Source organism: Peteryoungia desertarenae (assembly GCF_005860795.2).
Taxonomy (GTDB): domain Bacteria; phylum Pseudomonadota; class Alphaproteobacteria; order Rhizobiales; family Rhizobiaceae; genus Allorhizobium; species Allorhizobium desertarenae.
In genome coordinates this window covers 502791-519819 of the sequence record NZ_CP058351.1, presented here as the reverse complement: position 1 = coordinate 519819, position 17029 = coordinate 502791, and the positions used below count along the sequence as shown (strand labels likewise).

Sequence of the window (17029 nt, the reverse complement as noted above, 5' to 3'; positions counted from 1 at the left end):
ATCATGGGCTTTCTCGACATCCGGAACGTCACCAAGTCCTACGGACAGCTCGAAGTCCTGCATCGCGTGGACATTTCTGTGGAGGAGGGCGAATTCCTCGTGCTCGTCGGCCCTTCCGGCTGCGGCAAGTCGACCCTGCTCGGGATGATCGCGGGACTTGAGGGCATCTCGTCGGGGGAAATAGCGATCAAGGACCGCGTCATCAACGGGGTCCATCCGTCGAAGCGCAACATCGCCATGGTCTTCCAGTCCTACGCGCTCTACCCGAACATGACTGTCGGGCAGAACATCACCTTTGGCCTCGAGATGCATGGCATACCGAAGCCCGAAAGGGACAAGGCATTGCTCGATGTCGCCAGGCTCCTGCAGATCGATCACCTGACCGACCGCAAGCCGGGCCAGCTGTCCGGCGGTCAGCGCCAGCGTGTCGCCATGGGCCGCGCTTTGGTGCGCGATCCCGACGTCTTCCTCTTCGACGAGCCGCTGTCGAACCTCGACGCCAAGCTGCGTGTCGACATGCGCACGGAGATCAAGAAGCTGCATGCCAAGCTCAAACGTACCATCGTCTACGTGACCCACGACCAGATCGAGGCGATGACGCTCTCGACCCGCATCGCTGTCATGAACAAGGGCTACATCCAGCAGCTTGGCACGCCGAAGGAGATCTATGACACTCCGGCAAATGTCTTCGTCGCCACCTTCATGGGAAGCCCGGCGATGAATGTCGTGCCTGCGCGCGTCGTCCTTCGCGAGGGCACGCCTCATGCCGAAGTCGCGCTGGGGGACGGCTCGAAAAGCCTGCTCGCCTTCAGCCAGCCGAGCCTTGCCGCCTGGGACGGACAGGACATCCTGCTCGGCATTCGCCCCGAGGCGATCACCGATCCTGACGGTGCCGACCGCAAGTCGCAGAACATCGTCAGTCTGAAGAACCGGGTGATTGTCACCGAGCCCGCCGGCTCCGACACATTCGTCACCATGAGCCTCGGGGACAAGGACGTGATCGCGCGTATGCGCGCCGATGTCGATATTGCCGGTGGCATCGACTTCGAATTCGCGGTCAACATGGAAAAGGCCGTGGCCTTCGATCCGAAGACGGAAGAGCGCATCCGGTCATGAACGACGCAGATGTCATCATCATCGGTTCGGGCATGGGGGGTGCAACGCTTGCCGTCCAGCTCGCGCCGAGCGGTCGACGCATTCTGATCGTCGAGAAGGGCGAAAGGTTGCAGCCGTCCCCGGCCGATCGCGATGCAGAGGCCATTTTCGCCAGGGCCCATTTCAGGCCGAATGAAGAATGGCTCGACGGTAACGACCAGCCGTTCAACCCCGGCAACTACTACAATGTCGGCGGAAATTCGAAATTCTACGGCGCGGTATTGCTGCGCTATCGCCGCGAGGATTTTTCGCCGCTGCGCCATATGGGTGGAACAACGACCGGCTGGCCGATCGGTTACGACATTCTGGAGCCCTGGTACCAGCGGGCCGAAGACCTGTTCGAGGTTCGTGGCGTGGTCGGTGAGGACCCGACCGAACCGCCGCATTCGGGAAGCTACGGCCACCGCCCCGTGCCGGACGAGCCAATGATCGCCGATCTGCGCCGTCGGCTGAAGTCCGTTGGTCTTCACCCGGCCTCGCTGCCACTTGCTGTCGACATCGACACATGGCTCGCGAATGGGAAGACAACCTGGGATGCCTTCCCGGATACCTGTGGCGGCAAGAAGGATGCAGAGACGGTGAGCCTCAAGCACGCGCTGCGTCATTCCAACGTGTCGCTCGTGACAGGATGCGAGGTGACGCGCCTCATGGCGGGAGAGGGCGGAAAGATCACCGGTGTCGAGGTTTTGACCCAAGGTGAGAGAAAGATCCTGACCACACCGCTCGTGGTTCTCGCGGCCGGCGCTGTCAGAAGTGCTGCCATTCTCTTGTCATCGGCGAATGAAAACCATCCCAAGGGTCTGGCAAACCGCTCCGACCAGGTCGGCCGCAACTTCATGAACCACAATTGTTCGGCGGTTCTGGCGCTCCATCCCCTAAGGCGCAATCCGTCGATCTACCAGAAGACCCTGCTGGTCAATGACTTCTACCTGGCGGGCGGACCGAACGGCGAGCCGCTCGGCAATATCCAGCTGCTCGGCAAGATCACCGGCCCGATCCTCGCTGCGAGCTCACCGCTGCCCCGTCCGCTTGCGCAATGGATCGCAAATCGATCGGTTGATTTCTATGCCATGTCCGAGGATCTGCCCAATCCCGAAAGCCGCATCACGGTCCGGAACGGTCGGATCATGCTCGACTGGAAACGGTCGAACTGGGAGGCGCATCTTGCTCTTGTCGACAGACTGAAATCACTGGTTCGGAAGGCAGGCTACCCGGTCGTGCTGTCGCGTCCCTTTGACAGGCGCACGCCCTCCCATCAATGTGGCACGGTTCGCATGGGCTCGGATCCGATGACGAGCGTGGTCGACAGTTTCGGCCGCAGTCACGATCATCGCAATCTCTTCGTCGTCGACGCATCCATTTTGCCGACCTCGGCCGCCGTCAACCCGGCCCTGACCATCGCAGCGCTTGCCTTGCGGTCGGGCCAGCACATCATCGAAACGGAGTTCAAGCAGTGAGCAAGGTCGCACTCATCACCGGAGGCCAGCAGGGCATCGGCCTCGGCATCGCCCGCGAACTGGCCGGCGCCGGCTACAGGCTCGCGCTGGCGTCGAGGTCCGAGGAAGATGCGCCCCAGGTCCAGATGGCTCTCAGGGAACTGGGCCAGGCCGCGATCTACGTTCGCCATGACCTGCAGGATATCGACAACGCGGCATCGGTGCTTAATACGGTCGAGGCACGCCTCGGGCCTGTCGACACCTTCGTGTCGAATGCCGGCGTGCCTGCCAAGGTGCGCGGCGACATGCTCGCTATGACACCCGACAGCTTCGATTTCGTGCTTGGCGTCAATCTGCGTGGCGCCTTCTTCCTCGCACAGGAGGTCGCGCGCCGCATGCTGGCGATGTCCTCCGACAGCTATCGCTCGATCATTTTCGTGACCTCGGTAAGTGCCAGGATGGGCTCGATCGAGCGGGCGGAATACTGCATCTCCAAGGCCGGTGCCGGCATGATGGCGGAGCTTTTCGCACTGCGCCTGGCACCGCATGGAATCGGTGTTTTCGAACTGAGGCCCGGCATCATCGAGACCGAGATGACGGCGGGCGTGAAGGACAAATACACGGCGCGGATCGAGGGGGGGCTCGTTCCGGCGCAGCGCTGGGGCCAGCCGGTCGACATCGGCAGCGTGGTCGTGCCGCTTGCCGAAGGACGTTTTGCCTTCGCCAATGGTGCAGTCATTCCCGTTGACGGCGGTCTGTCGCTCGCGCGCCTCTAGGAGATTTCAATGCGGCAAGCTTATGATTTCATTATTGTCGGGGGCGGCTCCGCGGGCTCGGTGCTCGCGGCGCGGCTTTCAGAAAATCCAGACTTCAAGGTGCTTCTGCTCGAGGCAGGGGGGCGCGACTGGCACCCCTTCTACCATCTGCCGGCAGGCTTTGCGAAGATGACCAAGGGCATCGGCAGCTGGGGCTGGAGCACGGTGCCGCAGCGGCACATGAACAATATGGTAATCCGCTACACCCAGGCGAAAGTCATCGGCGGCGGCTCCAGCATCAACGCGCAGATCTACACCCGAGGCAATGCACTCGACTACGACGACTGGCGCCAGATGGGTTGCAAAGGCTGGTCCTACGAGGATGTCCTGCCTTATTTCCGAAAGGCCGAGGACAATGACAGCTTTGACAACCGCTATCACGGCAAGGGCGGTCCGCTTGGGGTCAGCAAGCCATCGGCGCCGCTGCCGATCTGCGAGGCCTATTTCAGGGCGGCGGCCGAACTCGGCATTCCCTTTAACGGCGATATGACCGGCGAGAAGCAGGATGGTGTCGGCTATTACCAGCTCACCCAGCGCAATGTCCGCCGCTCCTCTGCATCGATTGCCTATCTCAACCCGGCACGCAAACGCTCCAACCTCACCATCCGTACCAATGCACAGGTGCTCAAGCTCGTGGTCGAAAACGGCCGCGCAGTTGGTGTCGAGCTTGCTGGCGAAGGCGTGGTCTGGGCCGAGAGGGAAGTGCTGCTCTCATCGGGGGCGATCGGAAGCCCGCGGCTCCTGATGCTGTCGGGCATCGGCCCTGCCGACCATCTGGCTTCGGTCGGCGTGCCCATCGTCTTCGACCAGCCCGGCGTCGGCTCCAACCTCCAGGACCACCTCGATCTCTTCGTCATCGCCGAGTGCACGGGACCCCATACCTATGATCGCTATGCAAAGCCACATCTCTCGGCGCTGGCCGGCCTGCAATATCTTCTGACGAAAACCGGTCCGGTGGCCTCCAGCCTGTTCGAGACCGGAGGCTTCTGGTACGCCGATCCGGAAGCCCGGTCGCCTGATATCCAGTTTCATCTTGGGCTTGGCTCCGGCATCGAAGCCGGTGTCGCCGCCATGGCAAACGGCGGCGTGACGTTGAATTCCGCCTATCTCAGACCGCGTTCACGCGGCACTGTCCGCCTTGGCTCGGCCGATCCGCTGGCAGCCCCCCTGATTGATCCGAACTACTGGGCAGATCCGCATGATCGAGAAATGTCGATCCGGGGTCTGAAGATCGCAAGAGAGATCATGCGCCAGGATGCGCTCAAGTCCTATGTCAAGGCAGAGCGCCTGCCAGGCCCGGACGTGCAGAGCGACAGGGATTATTTCGACTATGCCTGCCGCCACTCCAAGACCGACCACCACCCGGCCGGCACCTGCCGCATGGGGTCCGACCCTGGGGCCGTCGTAGATCCCCGTCTGCGCTTCAACGGCATCGATGGTCTGCGCGTCATCGACGCCTCGATCATGCCGACCGTGGTCTCGTCCAACACCAATGCGCCGACCATCATGATCGCCGAAAAGGCGGCCGACATGATCAAGGCCGATCACGGAGCCATGTCATGATCCGCCACATCGTGCTTGTTCGTTTCCAGCCGACGGTTTCCGCTGCCGCCATCGACGACCTTTTCACCGAGCTGCATCGGATCGAAGGCAAGGTCCCGGGCCTGCTGTCGATCTCCTCGGGGCGCAGCGAGAGCCCGGAGCGCATCGAACGCGGCTATCTGCACGGCTTCGTCGCCGATTTCGCCGATTGGTCCGCCCTCGAAGCCTATCAGGTCCATCCCGATCACAGGCGCTTCGGCGCCCGTCTGGTTGCCCATGCCGAGGGTGGTCTCGACGGCATCCTCGTCTTCGACCTTCCCGTCCAAACTCAGGGATCTTTAACATGATTGCCTTGCCGACCGCCGATGGCCGCATCGAAAACCATCGTCTCACCGGAACGCCGCTCACACCGCGCGCTCCAACGCGGACGCTGACCCGCACCGCATTTGCCGCCGCCCATGTCGTCTCCGACCCGCTGCGCGACCGCAATCCCTGGGATACGCGACCTGCCGTCGACTGGGACGGCACGCTGGCCTTCCGCACCTCGCTCTGGGATCAGGGCCTTGGTCTCGCCGAAGCCATGGACACGGCCCAACGGGGCATGGGGGTCGACTGGCCGACGGCGCTTGAACTGATCCAGCGCACGATGGCGGCCGCCAAGGTGCACAAGATGAAGCCGCGCGTCGCCTGCGGTGCCGGCACGGATCACCTGGCGCTCTCAGACCTGGCCACGCCTGACAAGATCGCAGCCGCCTATCAGACGCAGGCGGAAGCCATCGAGTCCGCCGGCGGGCAGCTGATCCTGATGGCATCGCGCGCCTTCCCTGCCACGGGTGCCGGCCCCGACACCTATCGCTCCGTCTATCGTCGGCTGATCGACGGCGCGCGCGAGCCTGTCATCCTGCACTGGCTGGGAGATATGTTCGATCCGGCGCTGAAGGGCTACTGGGGCTGCGAGGATGTGGCGGTCGCAAGCGACTTCGTGCTCGACCTGATCGGGGAGAACCCGGTCAAGGTTGACGGCATCAAGATCTCGCTGCTCGACCAGGCGCATGAAGAGGCGTTTCGCGCGCGCCTGCCGGAGGGTGTGCGTCTCTACACGGGCGACGACTTCAACTATGCCGACCTGATCGCCGGCGATGGCGAGCACTATTCCCATGCGCTGCTCGGCATCTTTGCCGCTATCGCGCCCGCAGCCTCGCAGGCGCTTGATGCGCTCGCGGCCGGTGACCTCGACACCTATCACCGCCTGCTGAAACCCACCGTGCCGCTCAGCCGCGAGATCTTCCGCGCGCCCACAAGGTTCTACAAGGCCGGCATTGCATTCCTTGCCTGGCTGAATGGTCATCAGCGCCATTTCATCATGCCGGCAGGTTTTCAGTCGAGCCGTGACATCGTCCATTATGCAGAGGTCTTCCGGCTGGCCGATCAGGCAAATCTGCTTGCCGATCCGGAGCTTGCCGTGAGAAGGATGCGGATCTTGTTGGAACTACACGGGGTATACTGAGAGGCATGGAGCGTCGGCCGACGATCATCGACGTGGCGCGGGTGGCGGGGATTTCCAAGTCCACCGTCAGCCTCGTCCTGCAGAACAGTCCGCTGGTCAAGGAGGAAACGCGACTTCTGGTCCGCGAGGCAATGGACAAGGTCGGCTATGTCTATAACCGCGCTGCCGCCAATCTCCGGTCGTCGAATGTCGGGCTCATCGGCCTTGTCATCAACGACCTGCGAAACCCGTTCTTCACGGAATTTGCAACCTCGCTGCAAATGGCTCTTTCCGCGAGAGGTTATGCGACTGTTGTCGCCAACACCGACGAGGATCCGGTTGTCCAGGCCCAGGTTGTTGGCGCGATGATCGAGCACGGCGTCTCAGCGCTGGTCATCTCTCCTGCCTATGGCGATGATGGTGGAACTTTTGACGCCATCGCGCGGGGCGCTATTCCGGCCATGCAGGTGCTGCGCAAGGTCGATCCACGTGTCGAACAGTTTCCGTTCGCGGCTCCTGACTATCGACAGGGCAGTCAGCTTGCTGCGCGGCACATTCTTTCCTTCTCTCCGCGCCGCATTGCCTTTGTCGGAGGTCTGGCAGACCGAGCCGTCACGCGCGAACGCATGATAGGTTACTTCGACATACTTGCCGAAACGGGCATGGAGCCTTTCGTCCTGTCGGGAAGGGCAAGTCGCAGCTTTGGCCGTGAGGCTGCGGAGGAACTGGTGCTAAGGCATCCCGACATCGATGCTGCAATCTGCTTCAACGATCTGGTCGCACTGGGGATGCTTTCGGGCTTTGCCAGACTCAACCGGAAGGTCGGCGAGGATTTCCGTATGATCGGCTTCGACGACATCGAAGAATGTAGTCAGGTCTTTCCGGCCCTCTCCACCATCCATTGCGGCATTGCCGAGTTTGGGCGAAGTGTCGCCGCTACAATCCTTGTCTGGCTGGAGGAGGGAAGGCGCCCCGACCCGGAGACCCTGACAGCGGTAGAACTCGTCATCCGCGACACCAGCGACCTGGGGGATACTCCTTGATAGATCGCCCGGACCGCTTTCTCAGGAACCTCTTCGATCGGGCTGTCGAAGTCGCCGACCCCATGCGCTCGCTCAAAGACTTTCTTCCGGAAAAACCAAAGGGACGCGTGCTTGTCATCGGTGCCGGCAAGGCAAGCGCCCGTATGGCCGAAGCCGTCGAAGCTGCCTGGGGTCCGTGCGAGGGGCTCGTCATAACCCGTTATGGCTATTCACGTCCGTGTCGCGGGATAGAGATCGTCGAGGCGGCACACCCGGTGCCGGACCAGGCCGGGCTGGAGGCTACCACCCGCATGCTTTCCCTCGTCGAAGGTGCGGGTGAGGGCGATTTTGTTCTGGCGCTGATATCAGGCGGCGCCTCGTCCTTGCTGGTTCAACCGGTACCGGGCGTGTCGCTGGCCGAAAAACAGGCCGTCAACCAGGCTCTTCTCGCCTCCGGTGCGCCGATCGACCGGATCAATACGGTGCGCAAGCATCTCAGCCGGGTCAAGGGTGGTCAACTGGCGGCGTCTGCCTGGCCGTCACGACTGCTGGCGCTGATTATCTCTGATGTGCCCGGTGACGATCCGGCCTTCATCGGCTCCGGCCCGACTGTCGCTGATAAAACGACGCCGCAGGATGCCATTGCGGTAATCGATCAATGGAAGGTCGATGTACCGCGGTCTGTACGGGACGCCTTGTCCCATGGCTCCGGTGTGGTGCAGCCTGGCGATCGCCGCCTGTCCAGAACCCGAAACCTTATCTATGCCGCGCCACGCCAGTCGCTGAAGGCTGCCGCGGCGCTTGCCTCGGCAGCCGGATGCGACGTGCGCCTGCTGGGAGATGCGCTCGAAGGTGAGGCGCGCGAGGCAGCTACGGAACAGGCGAAAGAGGCTTTGGCGTTGCAACGCGACATGAAACCGGGCGACGCACCGAAGCTTCTGCTCTCAGGTGGGGAATTGACGGTCACCCGCCGTGGTAACGGTGTAGGCGGGCCGAATGCGGAGTTCTGCCTCGCGCTTGCGCTCGCGCTTGACGGCGCCGAAGGGATACATGCCCTGGCCTGCGACACCGATGGCGTGGACGGCGCCGCCGAAGTAGCGGGCGCCGTTTTCGGGCCTGACGTGCTGAAGATCGCGGCCGAACGCGGCATCGATCCCCATCTGGCGCTCCGTCGTAACGACGCCCATTCCTTTTTCGCAGCCGTCGACAGCCAGGTTGTCACAGGACCGACCCTGACCAACGTCAACGATTTCCGAGCCATTCTCATTCTTCCTCAGTTCGATCATATGCCTCACACATGATCTTTTCCGGATGAACTTCCAGTTGTTTTGAGGATCAGAAGAGCAGGTCTCAGGTCCGAAGGCATCGTCAACTTAACGAAGCCTGGACTTCGCTGTACGATGCTTTGGCATGACCGACGGAGATCCTCTCTATCGTCGCCATCGCTTTCCGGCCGAAATCATCGCCCACGCCGTGTGGCTTTATTCCCGATTTCCGCTGAGCCTGCGGATGGTCGAGGATATGCTGGCGGCCGGTGGGATCATCGTTTCGCATCAGACGGTCCGGCTGTGAGCGGAAAAATTCGGACGCAGTTTGCCAAACAGATCCGTCGACGGTCGTCGGGCCGGCTCGGCGACAAGTGGCATCTTGACGAAGCTGTCATGTCGATCCGGGGCGAGAAACATCAACGCTATGGCGTGCGGTCGATCAGGACGGTTCCGTTCTGGACGTTCTGGTGCAGAGCCGCCGCAATGCCAAGGCCGCCAGACGCCTGTTGCCCAAGCTGCTCAGGGGTCAGGTTGATGCGCCACGTGTGATGATCACCGACCAGCTTCGCTCCCAAGACGCCCCAAAACGAGAAGTCATGTCCGGTGTCGAGCACCGATCCCATCAAGGCCTGAACAATCGGGCGGAGAATTCCCACCGATTGGTCCGAAGGCAAGAACGGATCATGAAGCGCTGCAAATCACGGCGACAATTGCAGCGCTTCGTTTCCATTCACGGTCCGATCGCCAACCTCCTCCACATCCCACGCCGCGACATTTCCGCCAGTCACCCTCGCGAACTACGCGCTCCCGCCACAAGCATGTGGGCCGAAATCGCTCGGACATAATCACCAAGCTAAACAGCAAGCGACCTCATCGCTTCTCACACGTTGAGTTTACGATACCCGTCGGATAAACCTAGGCACAGAAAATTGCGACGCTTGATGGCCCAAAAGCAGCATGCAGGGTGTGAGGATCAGTGTCATGACCGTCGCGAAGGCAAGACCGCCTGCCACGGTCGTGGACAGTTCAATCCAGTATTGTGTCGAGGGGGCGCCGTATTGGATCTGGCGAGAGATCAGGTCGATGTTCAGCCCCAAGACGAGGGGAAGCAGGCCGAGAATGTCGTTGATCGAAGTCAGGAACACCGGTCGCAAGCGTTGTACGCCCGTTCTAAGCGCCGCTTCCTCCGGCTCATGGCCCTTCTTGCGCATCTCGTTATAGGTGTCGATCAAGACAATGTTGTTGTTAACAACGATGCCTGCCAATGAAATCATGCCGAGGCCGCCCATCACAATGCCGAAGGGGCGGTCGGTGATGAGAAGTCCGAGAAAGACGCCGGTGATCGAAAAGAGGATGGCCGTCATCACAAGAAAGGCCTGATACAGACTGTTGAGCTGGGCCACGAGCACAAGCAGCATCAGCGCGATTGCAGCGATGAAGGCCTGCAGCAGGAATCGCGACGCCTCCTGAATGTCCTCCTGCTGCCCCAAGAACTCGTAGGCAACGTCTTCGGGAAGCTTGGCGCGTTCTATCGCAGCTCTTAGGCCATCGGTTTTCGTGGCCGCAAGAGCACCGCCTGCAATGTCGCTTTCGATCGTCACGACACGCTCGGCGTTCACGCGACGGATCACCCCCGTTGTCGGAGATGGCTCGATCTCGACAAAATTGCGGATCGGCGTGTCGCCATAGGCGGTCGGGATGCGAAGCTCCATGACACCGTCGAGATTGCGCTCGTGTGACGGGAAGCGAACGACGATATCGACGGGTTCATCGCTGGTCGCCGGCCGATACTCGGCCAGCTTCAAGCCTCGCGTCAGAAGCTGCACGCCCTGGCCTAAGGTGGCGACGTCCGCACCGAAGCGTGCCGCCTTCTCGCGATCAACTTCGAGCAGCCATTCCACAGCTTCCACATTGCTCGTGTCTTCGATGTCGGTGAAGCCGCCGACCTCGGCCATCAATTCGCGGACACGGATGGCCGCGCCTTCGAGTTGCTCGACGTTCTGGCCCGCGAGACGCAACTGGATCGGCTTTCCCTGTCCTGGGCCGGACTGTTGCTCTTCTACCGATATGGCAATACCGGGCAGGTTGGTCGTCTTGTCCCGAACTTCTTCGACGATCTCGGCTGCACGCCGGCGTTGATCCCATGCAACCAGATCCAGCTGGAGAACGCCGATCGTGTCGGCCGCTTCTTGCCCCGGTCGCGTCTGGCGTCCAGTGGTCCGGGTGTAGATGTGCTCGATGCCGCTGATACCCGAGAGCGTGTCGCCGACCCGGCGCACGAGTTGGTCACTTTCATAGATTGAGAGATTGTCTCGCGCCTTGATAGTCACCTGCAAGATGCGCGGCTCGATCTGGGGAAAGAACTCAACACCTCGTCCGAACATCACATAGCTGCCAGTTGCTCCGGCAAGCAGCAGAAAAGCTATGAAGAGAGTGACGCCGGGCCGGTGCAACAGATGCCGCAGCAGCGAAGCATAGCGGCTCGAGACAGGGTCGAGTTGATCCAGGTTGCCGCTTTCGGCAGCCGTTAACGCCTCCTCTTCCTTCTGGCTGCGGGGATTGCGACGGCCAAAGAGGCCGCCGAGAACAGGGATGAATATCAGCCCCACCGCAAGCGATGCGATCAAGATGATGATCACGGTGATCGGCAGGAATTTCATGAATTCCCCCACGACCCCCTGCCAGAACAGTAGTGGAAAGAAGACACAGAGCGTCGTGAGCGTCGATGAAGTGATGGGCCAGGCCATGCGTTTCGAGGCCTCGCGATAGGCCTCGACCGGAGGTTTGCCACTCGACATCCAGCGGTCTGCCAGCTCCGTGGTGACGACAGCCGCGTCGACGAGCATACCGAGCACCAGGATCAGGCTGAAGAGGACGATGATGTTGAGCGTATAGCCCATCCCCCACAAGGCGATGATCCCGGCGAAGAAAGAGGCCGGAATGGACAGGCAAACCAAAAGGGCATTTCGCCAGCCCAGCATGGCCACGGTGACGATCATCACCAGTATGACCGCCGTCAAGACGTTGTTTTCAAGATCGCCGAGCGTGTCGCGAACCTCCTTCGACTGATCTTGAAGGTAGGTGACGGCGACGCCTTCGGGGAGAAGCGATGCCCCCTCGTCCATCACCGCTCTTACCGCTTCAACGGTTTTGATGATGTTTGCCCCGATGCGTTTGCGAATCTCCAGGGATAGGGCTGGCTGCCCGTCGATACGGGCAAAGCCCTCCGGGTCGTTGAACCCGCTGCGCAGGGTCGCGACATCGGCCAGGGTCACGACAGTGTCGCCTGAAACCTTGACGGGAATGGACCGGACATCCTGCAGGTTCTCGATTACCCCTGGTACCTTCAGCGTCAGCCTGCCAGCATTGCCTTCGATGCTGCCTGCCGCGATCAACTGGTTGTTGCGCTGAATCTGTGTCAGCAGATCGCTGAAGGATACATCGTAACTCTGGAGCGTCGAGGGATCCACCAGGACCTCCAGAACATCGGACCGCGCCCCGCCGATTTCCGCCTCCAGCACCGAAGGCAGTGCCTCTATCCTGTCCTGGAACGTCTTTGCGATCTCGATAAGTGCGCGCTCGGATATCGGGCCGGAAAGGGTAACGGTCAGAACCGGGAAAAGGGCGACATTGACTTCCTGCACGACGGGTTCTTCGGCCTCGGCGGGCAGTTCAGCCTTGGCGGTCTCCACCGCCTGCCGGACGTCCTCTTCGGCCTGGTCGGCATCGAAACCGGCGGCGAATTCGAGAGTCATCGAGGCGTAACCCTGCGCCGCGATTGCTCGCATCTCATCGATACCCTCGATCGATTGTAGCTCTTGTTCCAAAGGACGGACCAGAAGCCGTTCAGAATCCTCCGGCGAAATGCCCGGATAGACGACGGAAACGTAGATGATCGGGATGGGGACATCCGGCGCCGATTCCTTGGGTATGCTGACATAGGCGTAGACGCCGGCGACCAGCGTAAGAAAGAAGATCATCGTCACGACGCGACTGCGGCGGAAGGCGAGGTCGATCAGTCCTTTCATTCCTGTCCAGCCTCCCCGGAGACTTGGCCACCGCTTCCGCCGAGGCGGGTGGCGCTCGGTGTCTCGCCGGACGGCAATTCAGTTTTGGGGCCAGTGGCAGGGGCAGTGGCGCGAAAAGAGCTTTCCAGCGGATCCGGTGTGCCCTGTGCCGCGCAGAGTGTGTTGGCAGTTGGCGGATCAGGCAATGCAACGGCATCGGAAAACGGGTCGCTCTGGACGGAAGCTGTGGGAAGCGGCGCATCTCCCTTCATTTCGCCGCTGGTCGCTTCTCCTTCCTCGACAATGCGGACCTTTTCGCCATCGCGCACAAAACCTTGCCCGACCGAAATCAGGCGAATGGCCTCCGGCAAGTCGGCGATCCAGACCCCATCGGCTTCAGTGCGAACGATCCCGGCTTGTCTGAAGAGCACCACACTGCCTTCGTTCACCGACTTCACGCCCAGGATGCCCTCGTCGTTCAGGGAGAGTATGGCGGGTGAAACGAAATGTGCCGCGAGCTCATCCGTCTCTACCCGAAGCTCCGCACTTACATGGGATGGGACCATGCCTTCCGGGTTGGGCACTCGCGCCTCGGCCCGAAAGGTGCGGGTTTGCGGATCGGCAGTTCGCGACAGGAAGCACACACGCCCCTTGGCTGATCCGCCGGTGGCAAAATTGACCAGCACGATGCTCCCGAGATCGACTTTCCCGTAGTTCTGCTGCGATATCCGAAAGGTCACGCGAAGAGGCGAATTGTTGACGATCGTCGCCATCTCCGTGCCAGTCGCGGCGAACTGCCCTTCATTGAGGTGGACGTTTTCGACGATGCCGGAGATCGGAGCCGTCAGGGTCGCCTTCTCGATCTGGGAATTGATGGTTGCGAGTTCGGCACGCGCCTCAGCGAGGCGGGCAGACAGTTCGCGCCCTCGCGTTTCCGCAGCGGCTCCCTGTTGCACCAGGTTCTCTATCCCCTCCAGATCGCGTTCGAACGCCAAGACCTGCGTTTGCGCACTTTCCCGCCTGGCGGGAAGGTCATCCAGTCCTATGGTCGCTATGACATCTCCCGCCTCGACCCTGTCGCCCTGCTGAATTTTGATCGACCGGACGCGACCTGCTGTTTGGACGACGGCGGACGCGCTCCTGAAGGGGCGGGCCTCACCTTGGGCGTAGAGGTAGATCGGAACAGGACGCGCCTGCGAGCGTACCACTTCGACCAGTGTCGGCTCGTTCGTTGCGGCACTGGCGTCGGTCTGCGTCTCAGGCTCTTCCTTGCCGGTCAGAACGCCGCTTGCCAACCAGGCGCCCGTTGCCAATGTCAATCCTGCAGCGATCCATGTGGACGTCTTCATGGAGATCCTTTCGGAGCGTGGAATTGTGCCCATGGCGATGCGAAACGAAGAAAAGACGGACAGAATGGAACCCACGGCGCCGAATTAGGTTTCATAAATCTGCTGGGATACGGGAAAAATGGCCAGCCGGGGCCGGAGCTGCGCCCTGCAGGCATTTCGCCGATTGATCCGATCCATCATGACGACCGCACGCTGCGATCTCCGGTCCGGGCGGCATTAAGGGGATGCCAATGGGACCTCTGGCACTGCACATGGCGACACACACCGCTTTGATGAACGGCATTGCGCCAATCACCGTGATCGCGCTTCGGCATCTCCGAATCCAGGCCCGTCCAGCCGTATCCGGAGCCCTCGTCACAGCCACCGCCCTGCAGCTCCTGCTCTTGTGGGCATGGCATGCGCCGCCATTGCTGAATGAAGCGATGCACTCCGGTGCGACACACCTTCTGATGCAGGCGAGCCTCTTTGCTGCAGCTTTTTGTTTCTGGGACTCGGTCCTTGCCTGCAATCAGCGCTGGAAGCCGATTGTTGCGCTGCTCGTGACGAGCAAGCTGTTTTGCCTGCTCGGGGTTCTGTTCGTCTTTTCGCCGAGCATGCTTTATCTCGGGCTTCTTGGGCATGTTCACGGTGGGGAGGTGATGGTCGGGACGACGCTTGCCGATCAGCAGCTTGCAGGCTTGCTCATGCTTGCCACCTGTCCCGTCACCTATGTGGTTGGCGGCATTCTGCTCGCCAACCGATGGCTGACCGAGATCGACTGCAAAGGGAGCAGGGAGGATTCAGTCCTGCCGACTGCCAGGATTGAATGATGCAGCATGGCGAGATCAGATGGCCGCGGGTGGCCAAGATCCTGTTGGCCGCTCTCGCGGCGGTGGCATGTTTCGCCGTAATTCTTGTCTGGTCGGGCCTCTACAATGTCGCCGCTTCCCGGGACCATCTGCAGGTGACGACCTGGATGCTCGAAAGGGTTCGGGAACAGTCCATCGCCACCCAGGCCATGGGTATAGAGGCACCGTTGCTTGATGATGATGGCATGGTGCGGCTCGGCGCCGCTCATTATGAGGCAGGATGCGTTCCCTGTCACAATCGTCCCGGCAACGCGATCAATCCAATCGTCGAAGGCATGTTGCCGTCACCGCCGAAGCTAACCAGTGCCCTGGAGGAACGAAAGCCGGAAACGATATACTGGATCGTCAAGCATGGTCTGAAATACACAGGTATGCCAGCCTGGCCCGACCAGACGCGGGACGACGAGGTCTGGGCGGTGACCGCCTTTCTGCAGACGCTTCAGCGCCCGTCCGATCAGCAATATCTCGATCTCGCGGGCGTTCGCCGCATCTCCGACGACGTGAGGACAGAAGGCTTTGCTAGCTTCGACCGTTTTACCGAATGCGGGCGTTGCCATGACAGTGGGCGGCTGGATACAAATGGCGACCGCATCCCGCGGCTTTCCGGGCAGTCGCCTGAATACCTGCTGCGCAGCCTGCGCGAATATGCCGGCCAAGACCGTCCGAGCGGCGTCATGGAACCCGTCGCCGCCTTGCTCGACGAGGAAACGATGCGAGCGCTCGTCGCTCGCTATGCGCGGGTGGAAAAGAGCCGGTCTGTGACCGCACCTCCTTCGGATGCGGAGCAACTCGAACGGGGGCGCATCATTGCCCAGCGCGGCGATCCCAAAAGGGGCGTTCCTGCTTGCGACAGCTGTCACGCAGCCGGACGCTCGCCGCAATTTCCGCGACTGGCGGGGCAGCATGCCGACTATCTCGTCGGGCAACTTGAGCTTTGGCAGCGCGGAGGGCGCACCGGCACGACCTATGGACGCATCATGTCCCATGTTGCGTCAAGACTGAGTGCGGATCAGATTTCGGACGTGACGTCTTACTACCAGTCGCTGCCTGGGGATGGCGCTCCTGATGGAGCAGTCGCGAGGGCCGGCCCATGACGCCGTGGCGCAGGATCTTCGGCGCATTTCTCGCCTGTCTCCTGATGATGGGACTGCCCTCCTGTGGAGGCATACAGTCCGCTCTCGATCCCGCCAGTCCCGATGCTGCCCGCATCAGCGTGCTTTCCTGGCTGTTGATTGGCTTCTGTTCGCTCGTTTTCCTTGTTGTCTGTGTCATCACCGGCTTTGCATTGTTCGGGAAGCTTTCATGGCGCTCCTGGATTGCCAGCGACAAAACGGTGATCGGTGGCGGCATCATTTTTCCCGTCGTCTCGCTGAGCGCCTTGCTCGTCTATGGCTTCGTGCTGATGAGCGTTGCCGATCGCCCTTTCACCGCCGCCTCCGACGACCGGCTGCGGATCGAGGTCGTGGGGCAGCGATGGTGGTGGCGGGTGACCTATGTCCATCCCGATGGTCGCCGAATTGAAAGCGCCAACGAAATCCGCCTACCGATCGGGCAACCCGTCGAAATCGCCCTGACCTCCGCAGATGTCATTCACAGCTTCTGGGTGCCGCGACTGGCTGGCAAGCTGGACATGATACCCGGGCGGATCAACAGAATGATGCTCGAGGTCTCCGAACCGGGTATGAGCCGCGGGCCATGCGCCGAATATTGCGGAGGACCTCACGCCCTGATGTCGTTCTATGTCATCGGCCTGCCACAGGTTGAATTCGATGCCTGGCTCGAACATGCCGCTTCCGGAGCCGCCGCGGCGGCGGAGGAAGCGAATGTGGAGGGCCAAGCCCTGTTTCTCGCCTCGGGTTGCGGCGGCTGCCATACGGTCCGTGGAACCGAGGCTAAGGGGCGAATCGGCCCCGATCTGACGCATGTCGGAAGCCGTCATTCGCTGGCGGCGGGCGCGCTTGGAAACGATCAGCAGGCCTTCGAGACATGGCTCAGAGACGGCCAGCACGTGAAGCCGGAAAATCTGATGCCGCCTTACGACATCTTCTCGGAGGTGGAGCTTACTCGGCTCTCCTCGTATCTCGAACACTTGAGGTGACGG

The 17029-nt window shown here is 61.3% G+C and carries 13 protein-coding genes and 1 pseudogene; 12 read left to right on the top strand and 2 right to left on the bottom strand.

The annotated features are described in order from the left end of the window. Positions 1–3: 3 nt before the first annotated feature. From FE840_RS19775 to FE840_RS19735, 9 genes and pseudogenes are all read left to right on the top strand, one after another. Entirely contained in the window at positions 4–1116 is a 1113-nt protein-coding gene (locus FE840_RS19775) for an ABC transporter ATP-binding protein (protein WP_138289153.1), read from the top strand. Next, complete coding sequence (locus FE840_RS19770; protein WP_138289154.1) at positions 1113–2612, top strand: GMC oxidoreductase; 1500 nt, start codon at positions 1113–1115, stop codon at positions 2610–2612. The genes FE840_RS19775 and FE840_RS19770 overlap by 4 nt, the downstream gene beginning before the upstream one ends. Further along, complete coding sequence (locus FE840_RS19765) at positions 2609–3367, top strand: 3-ketoacyl-ACP reductase (protein WP_138289155.1); 759 nt, start codon at positions 2609–2611, stop codon at positions 3365–3367. Before FE840_RS19770 ends, FE840_RS19765 begins: the two co-directional genes overlap by 4 nt. A 9-nt stretch (positions 3368–3376) precedes the next feature. Continuing rightward, complete coding sequence (locus FE840_RS19760; RefSeq protein ID WP_138289156.1) at positions 3377–4969, top strand: GMC family oxidoreductase; 1593 nt, start codon at positions 3377–3379, stop codon at positions 4967–4969. Further along, positions 4966–5295, top strand: a complete 330-nt coding sequence (locus FE840_RS19755; RefSeq protein ID WP_138289157.1) for a Dabb family protein — start codon at positions 4966–4968, stop codon at positions 5293–5295. Before FE840_RS19760 ends, FE840_RS19755 begins: the two co-directional genes overlap by 4 nt. Beyond that, positions 5292–6455, top strand: coding sequence for a dihydrodipicolinate synthase family protein (locus tag FE840_RS19750; protein ID WP_138289158.1), 1164 nt, complete (start codon positions 5292–5294; stop codon positions 6453–6455). The genes FE840_RS19755 and FE840_RS19750 overlap by 4 nt, the downstream gene beginning before the upstream one ends. 5 nt (positions 6456–6460) lie before the next feature. Further along, complete coding sequence (locus FE840_RS19745; protein ID WP_138289159.1) at positions 6461–7477, top strand: LacI family DNA-binding transcriptional regulator; 1017 nt, start codon at positions 6461–6463, stop codon at positions 7475–7477. Continuing rightward, on the top strand, positions 7474–8757 hold the full coding sequence (locus tag FE840_RS19740) for a glycerate kinase type-2 family protein (RefSeq protein WP_138289160.1): 1284 nt from the start codon (positions 7474–7476) through the stop codon (positions 8755–8757). The genes FE840_RS19745 and FE840_RS19740 overlap by 4 nt, the downstream gene beginning before the upstream one ends. Positions 8758–8866: 109 nt before the next feature. Beyond that, positions 8867–9569: pseudogene (locus FE840_RS19735) on the top strand (IS6 family transposase). A gap of 48 nt (positions 9570–9617) precedes the next feature. Here FE840_RS19735 and FE840_RS19730 read toward each other — a convergent pair. Next, the gene (locus FE840_RS19730; protein ID WP_138289161.1) at positions 9618–12752 is read right to left on the bottom strand and encodes an efflux RND transporter permease subunit; all 3135 of its coding nucleotides are present in this window, start codon (positions 12750–12752) and stop codon (positions 9618–9620) included. Then, a complete protein-coding gene (locus FE840_RS19725) occupies positions 12749–14080 on the bottom strand; it encodes an efflux RND transporter periplasmic adaptor subunit (RefSeq protein WP_171033804.1) in 1332 nt (443 codons plus the stop codon). Before FE840_RS19725 ends, FE840_RS19730 begins: the two co-directional genes overlap by 4 nt. 230 nt (positions 14081–14310) lie before the next feature. Between FE840_RS19725 and FE840_RS19720 the strand changes: the two genes are divergently transcribed. Genes FE840_RS19720 through FE840_RS19710 form a run of 3 tightly spaced genes read left to right on the top strand, consistent with a single transcriptional unit; the run spans position 14311 to position 17026 of the window. Continuing rightward, the gene (locus tag FE840_RS19720) at positions 14311–14889 is read left to right on the top strand and encodes a cytochrome c oxidase assembly protein (RefSeq protein ID WP_138289163.1); all 579 of its coding nucleotides are present in this window, start codon (positions 14311–14313) and stop codon (positions 14887–14889) included. Next, positions 14889–16022 carry a c-type cytochrome gene (locus FE840_RS19715; RefSeq protein ID WP_138289204.1) on the top strand — a complete coding sequence of 378 codons (1134 nt, stop codon included), beginning with the start codon at positions 14889–14891 and terminating at the stop codon, positions 16020–16022. The genes FE840_RS19720 and FE840_RS19715 overlap by 1 nt, the downstream gene beginning before the upstream one ends. Next, the gene (locus tag FE840_RS19710) at positions 16019–17026 is read left to right on the top strand and encodes a cytochrome c oxidase subunit II (protein WP_425502227.1); all 1008 of its coding nucleotides are present in this window, start codon (positions 16019–16021) and stop codon (positions 17024–17026) included. Before FE840_RS19715 ends, FE840_RS19710 begins: the two co-directional genes overlap by 4 nt. The last annotated feature ends 3 nt before the right edge of the window (positions 17027–17029 follow it).

What these genes read in the sequence shown, in the direction of transcription:
- FE840_RS19710 (WP_425502227.1), top strand. Translation starts at nt 16,019, where the DNA reads ATGACGCCGTGGCGCAGGATCTTCGGCGCATTTCTCGCCTGTCTCCTG.
- FE840_RS19715 (WP_138289204.1), top strand. Translation starts at nt 14,889, where the DNA reads ATGCAGCATGGCGAGATCAGATGGCCGCGGGTGGCCAAGATCCTGTTG.
- FE840_RS19760 (WP_138289156.1), top strand. Translation starts at nt 3,377, where the DNA reads ATGCGGCAAGCTTATGATTTCATTATTGTCGGGGGCGGCTCCGCGGGC.
- FE840_RS19745 (WP_138289159.1), top strand. Translation starts at nt 6,461, where the DNA reads ATGGAGCGTCGGCCGACGATCATCGACGTGGCGCGGGTGGCGGGGATT.
- FE840_RS19770 (WP_138289154.1), top strand. Translation starts at nt 1,113, where the DNA reads ATGAACGACGCAGATGTCATCATCATCGGTTCGGGCATGGGGGGTGCA.
- FE840_RS19750 (WP_138289158.1), top strand. Translation starts at nt 5,292, where the DNA reads ATGATTGCCTTGCCGACCGCCGATGGCCGCATCGAAAACCATCGTCTC.
- FE840_RS19725 (WP_171033804.1), bottom strand. Translation starts at nt 14,080, where the DNA reads ATGAAGACGTCCACATGGATCGCTGCAGGATTGACATTGGCAACGGGC.
- FE840_RS19755 (WP_138289157.1), top strand. Translation starts at nt 4,966, where the DNA reads ATGATCCGCCACATCGTGCTTGTTCGTTTCCAGCCGACGGTTTCCGCT.
- FE840_RS19720 (WP_138289163.1), top strand. Translation starts at nt 14,311, where the DNA reads ATGGGACCTCTGGCACTGCACATGGCGACACACACCGCTTTGATGAAC.
- FE840_RS19775 (WP_138289153.1), top strand. Translation starts at nt 4, where the DNA reads ATGGGCTTTCTCGACATCCGGAACGTCACCAAGTCCTACGGACAGCTC.
- FE840_RS19730 (WP_138289161.1), bottom strand. Translation starts at nt 12,752, where the DNA reads ATGAAAGGACTGATCGACCTCGCCTTCCGCCGCAGTCGCGTCGTGACG.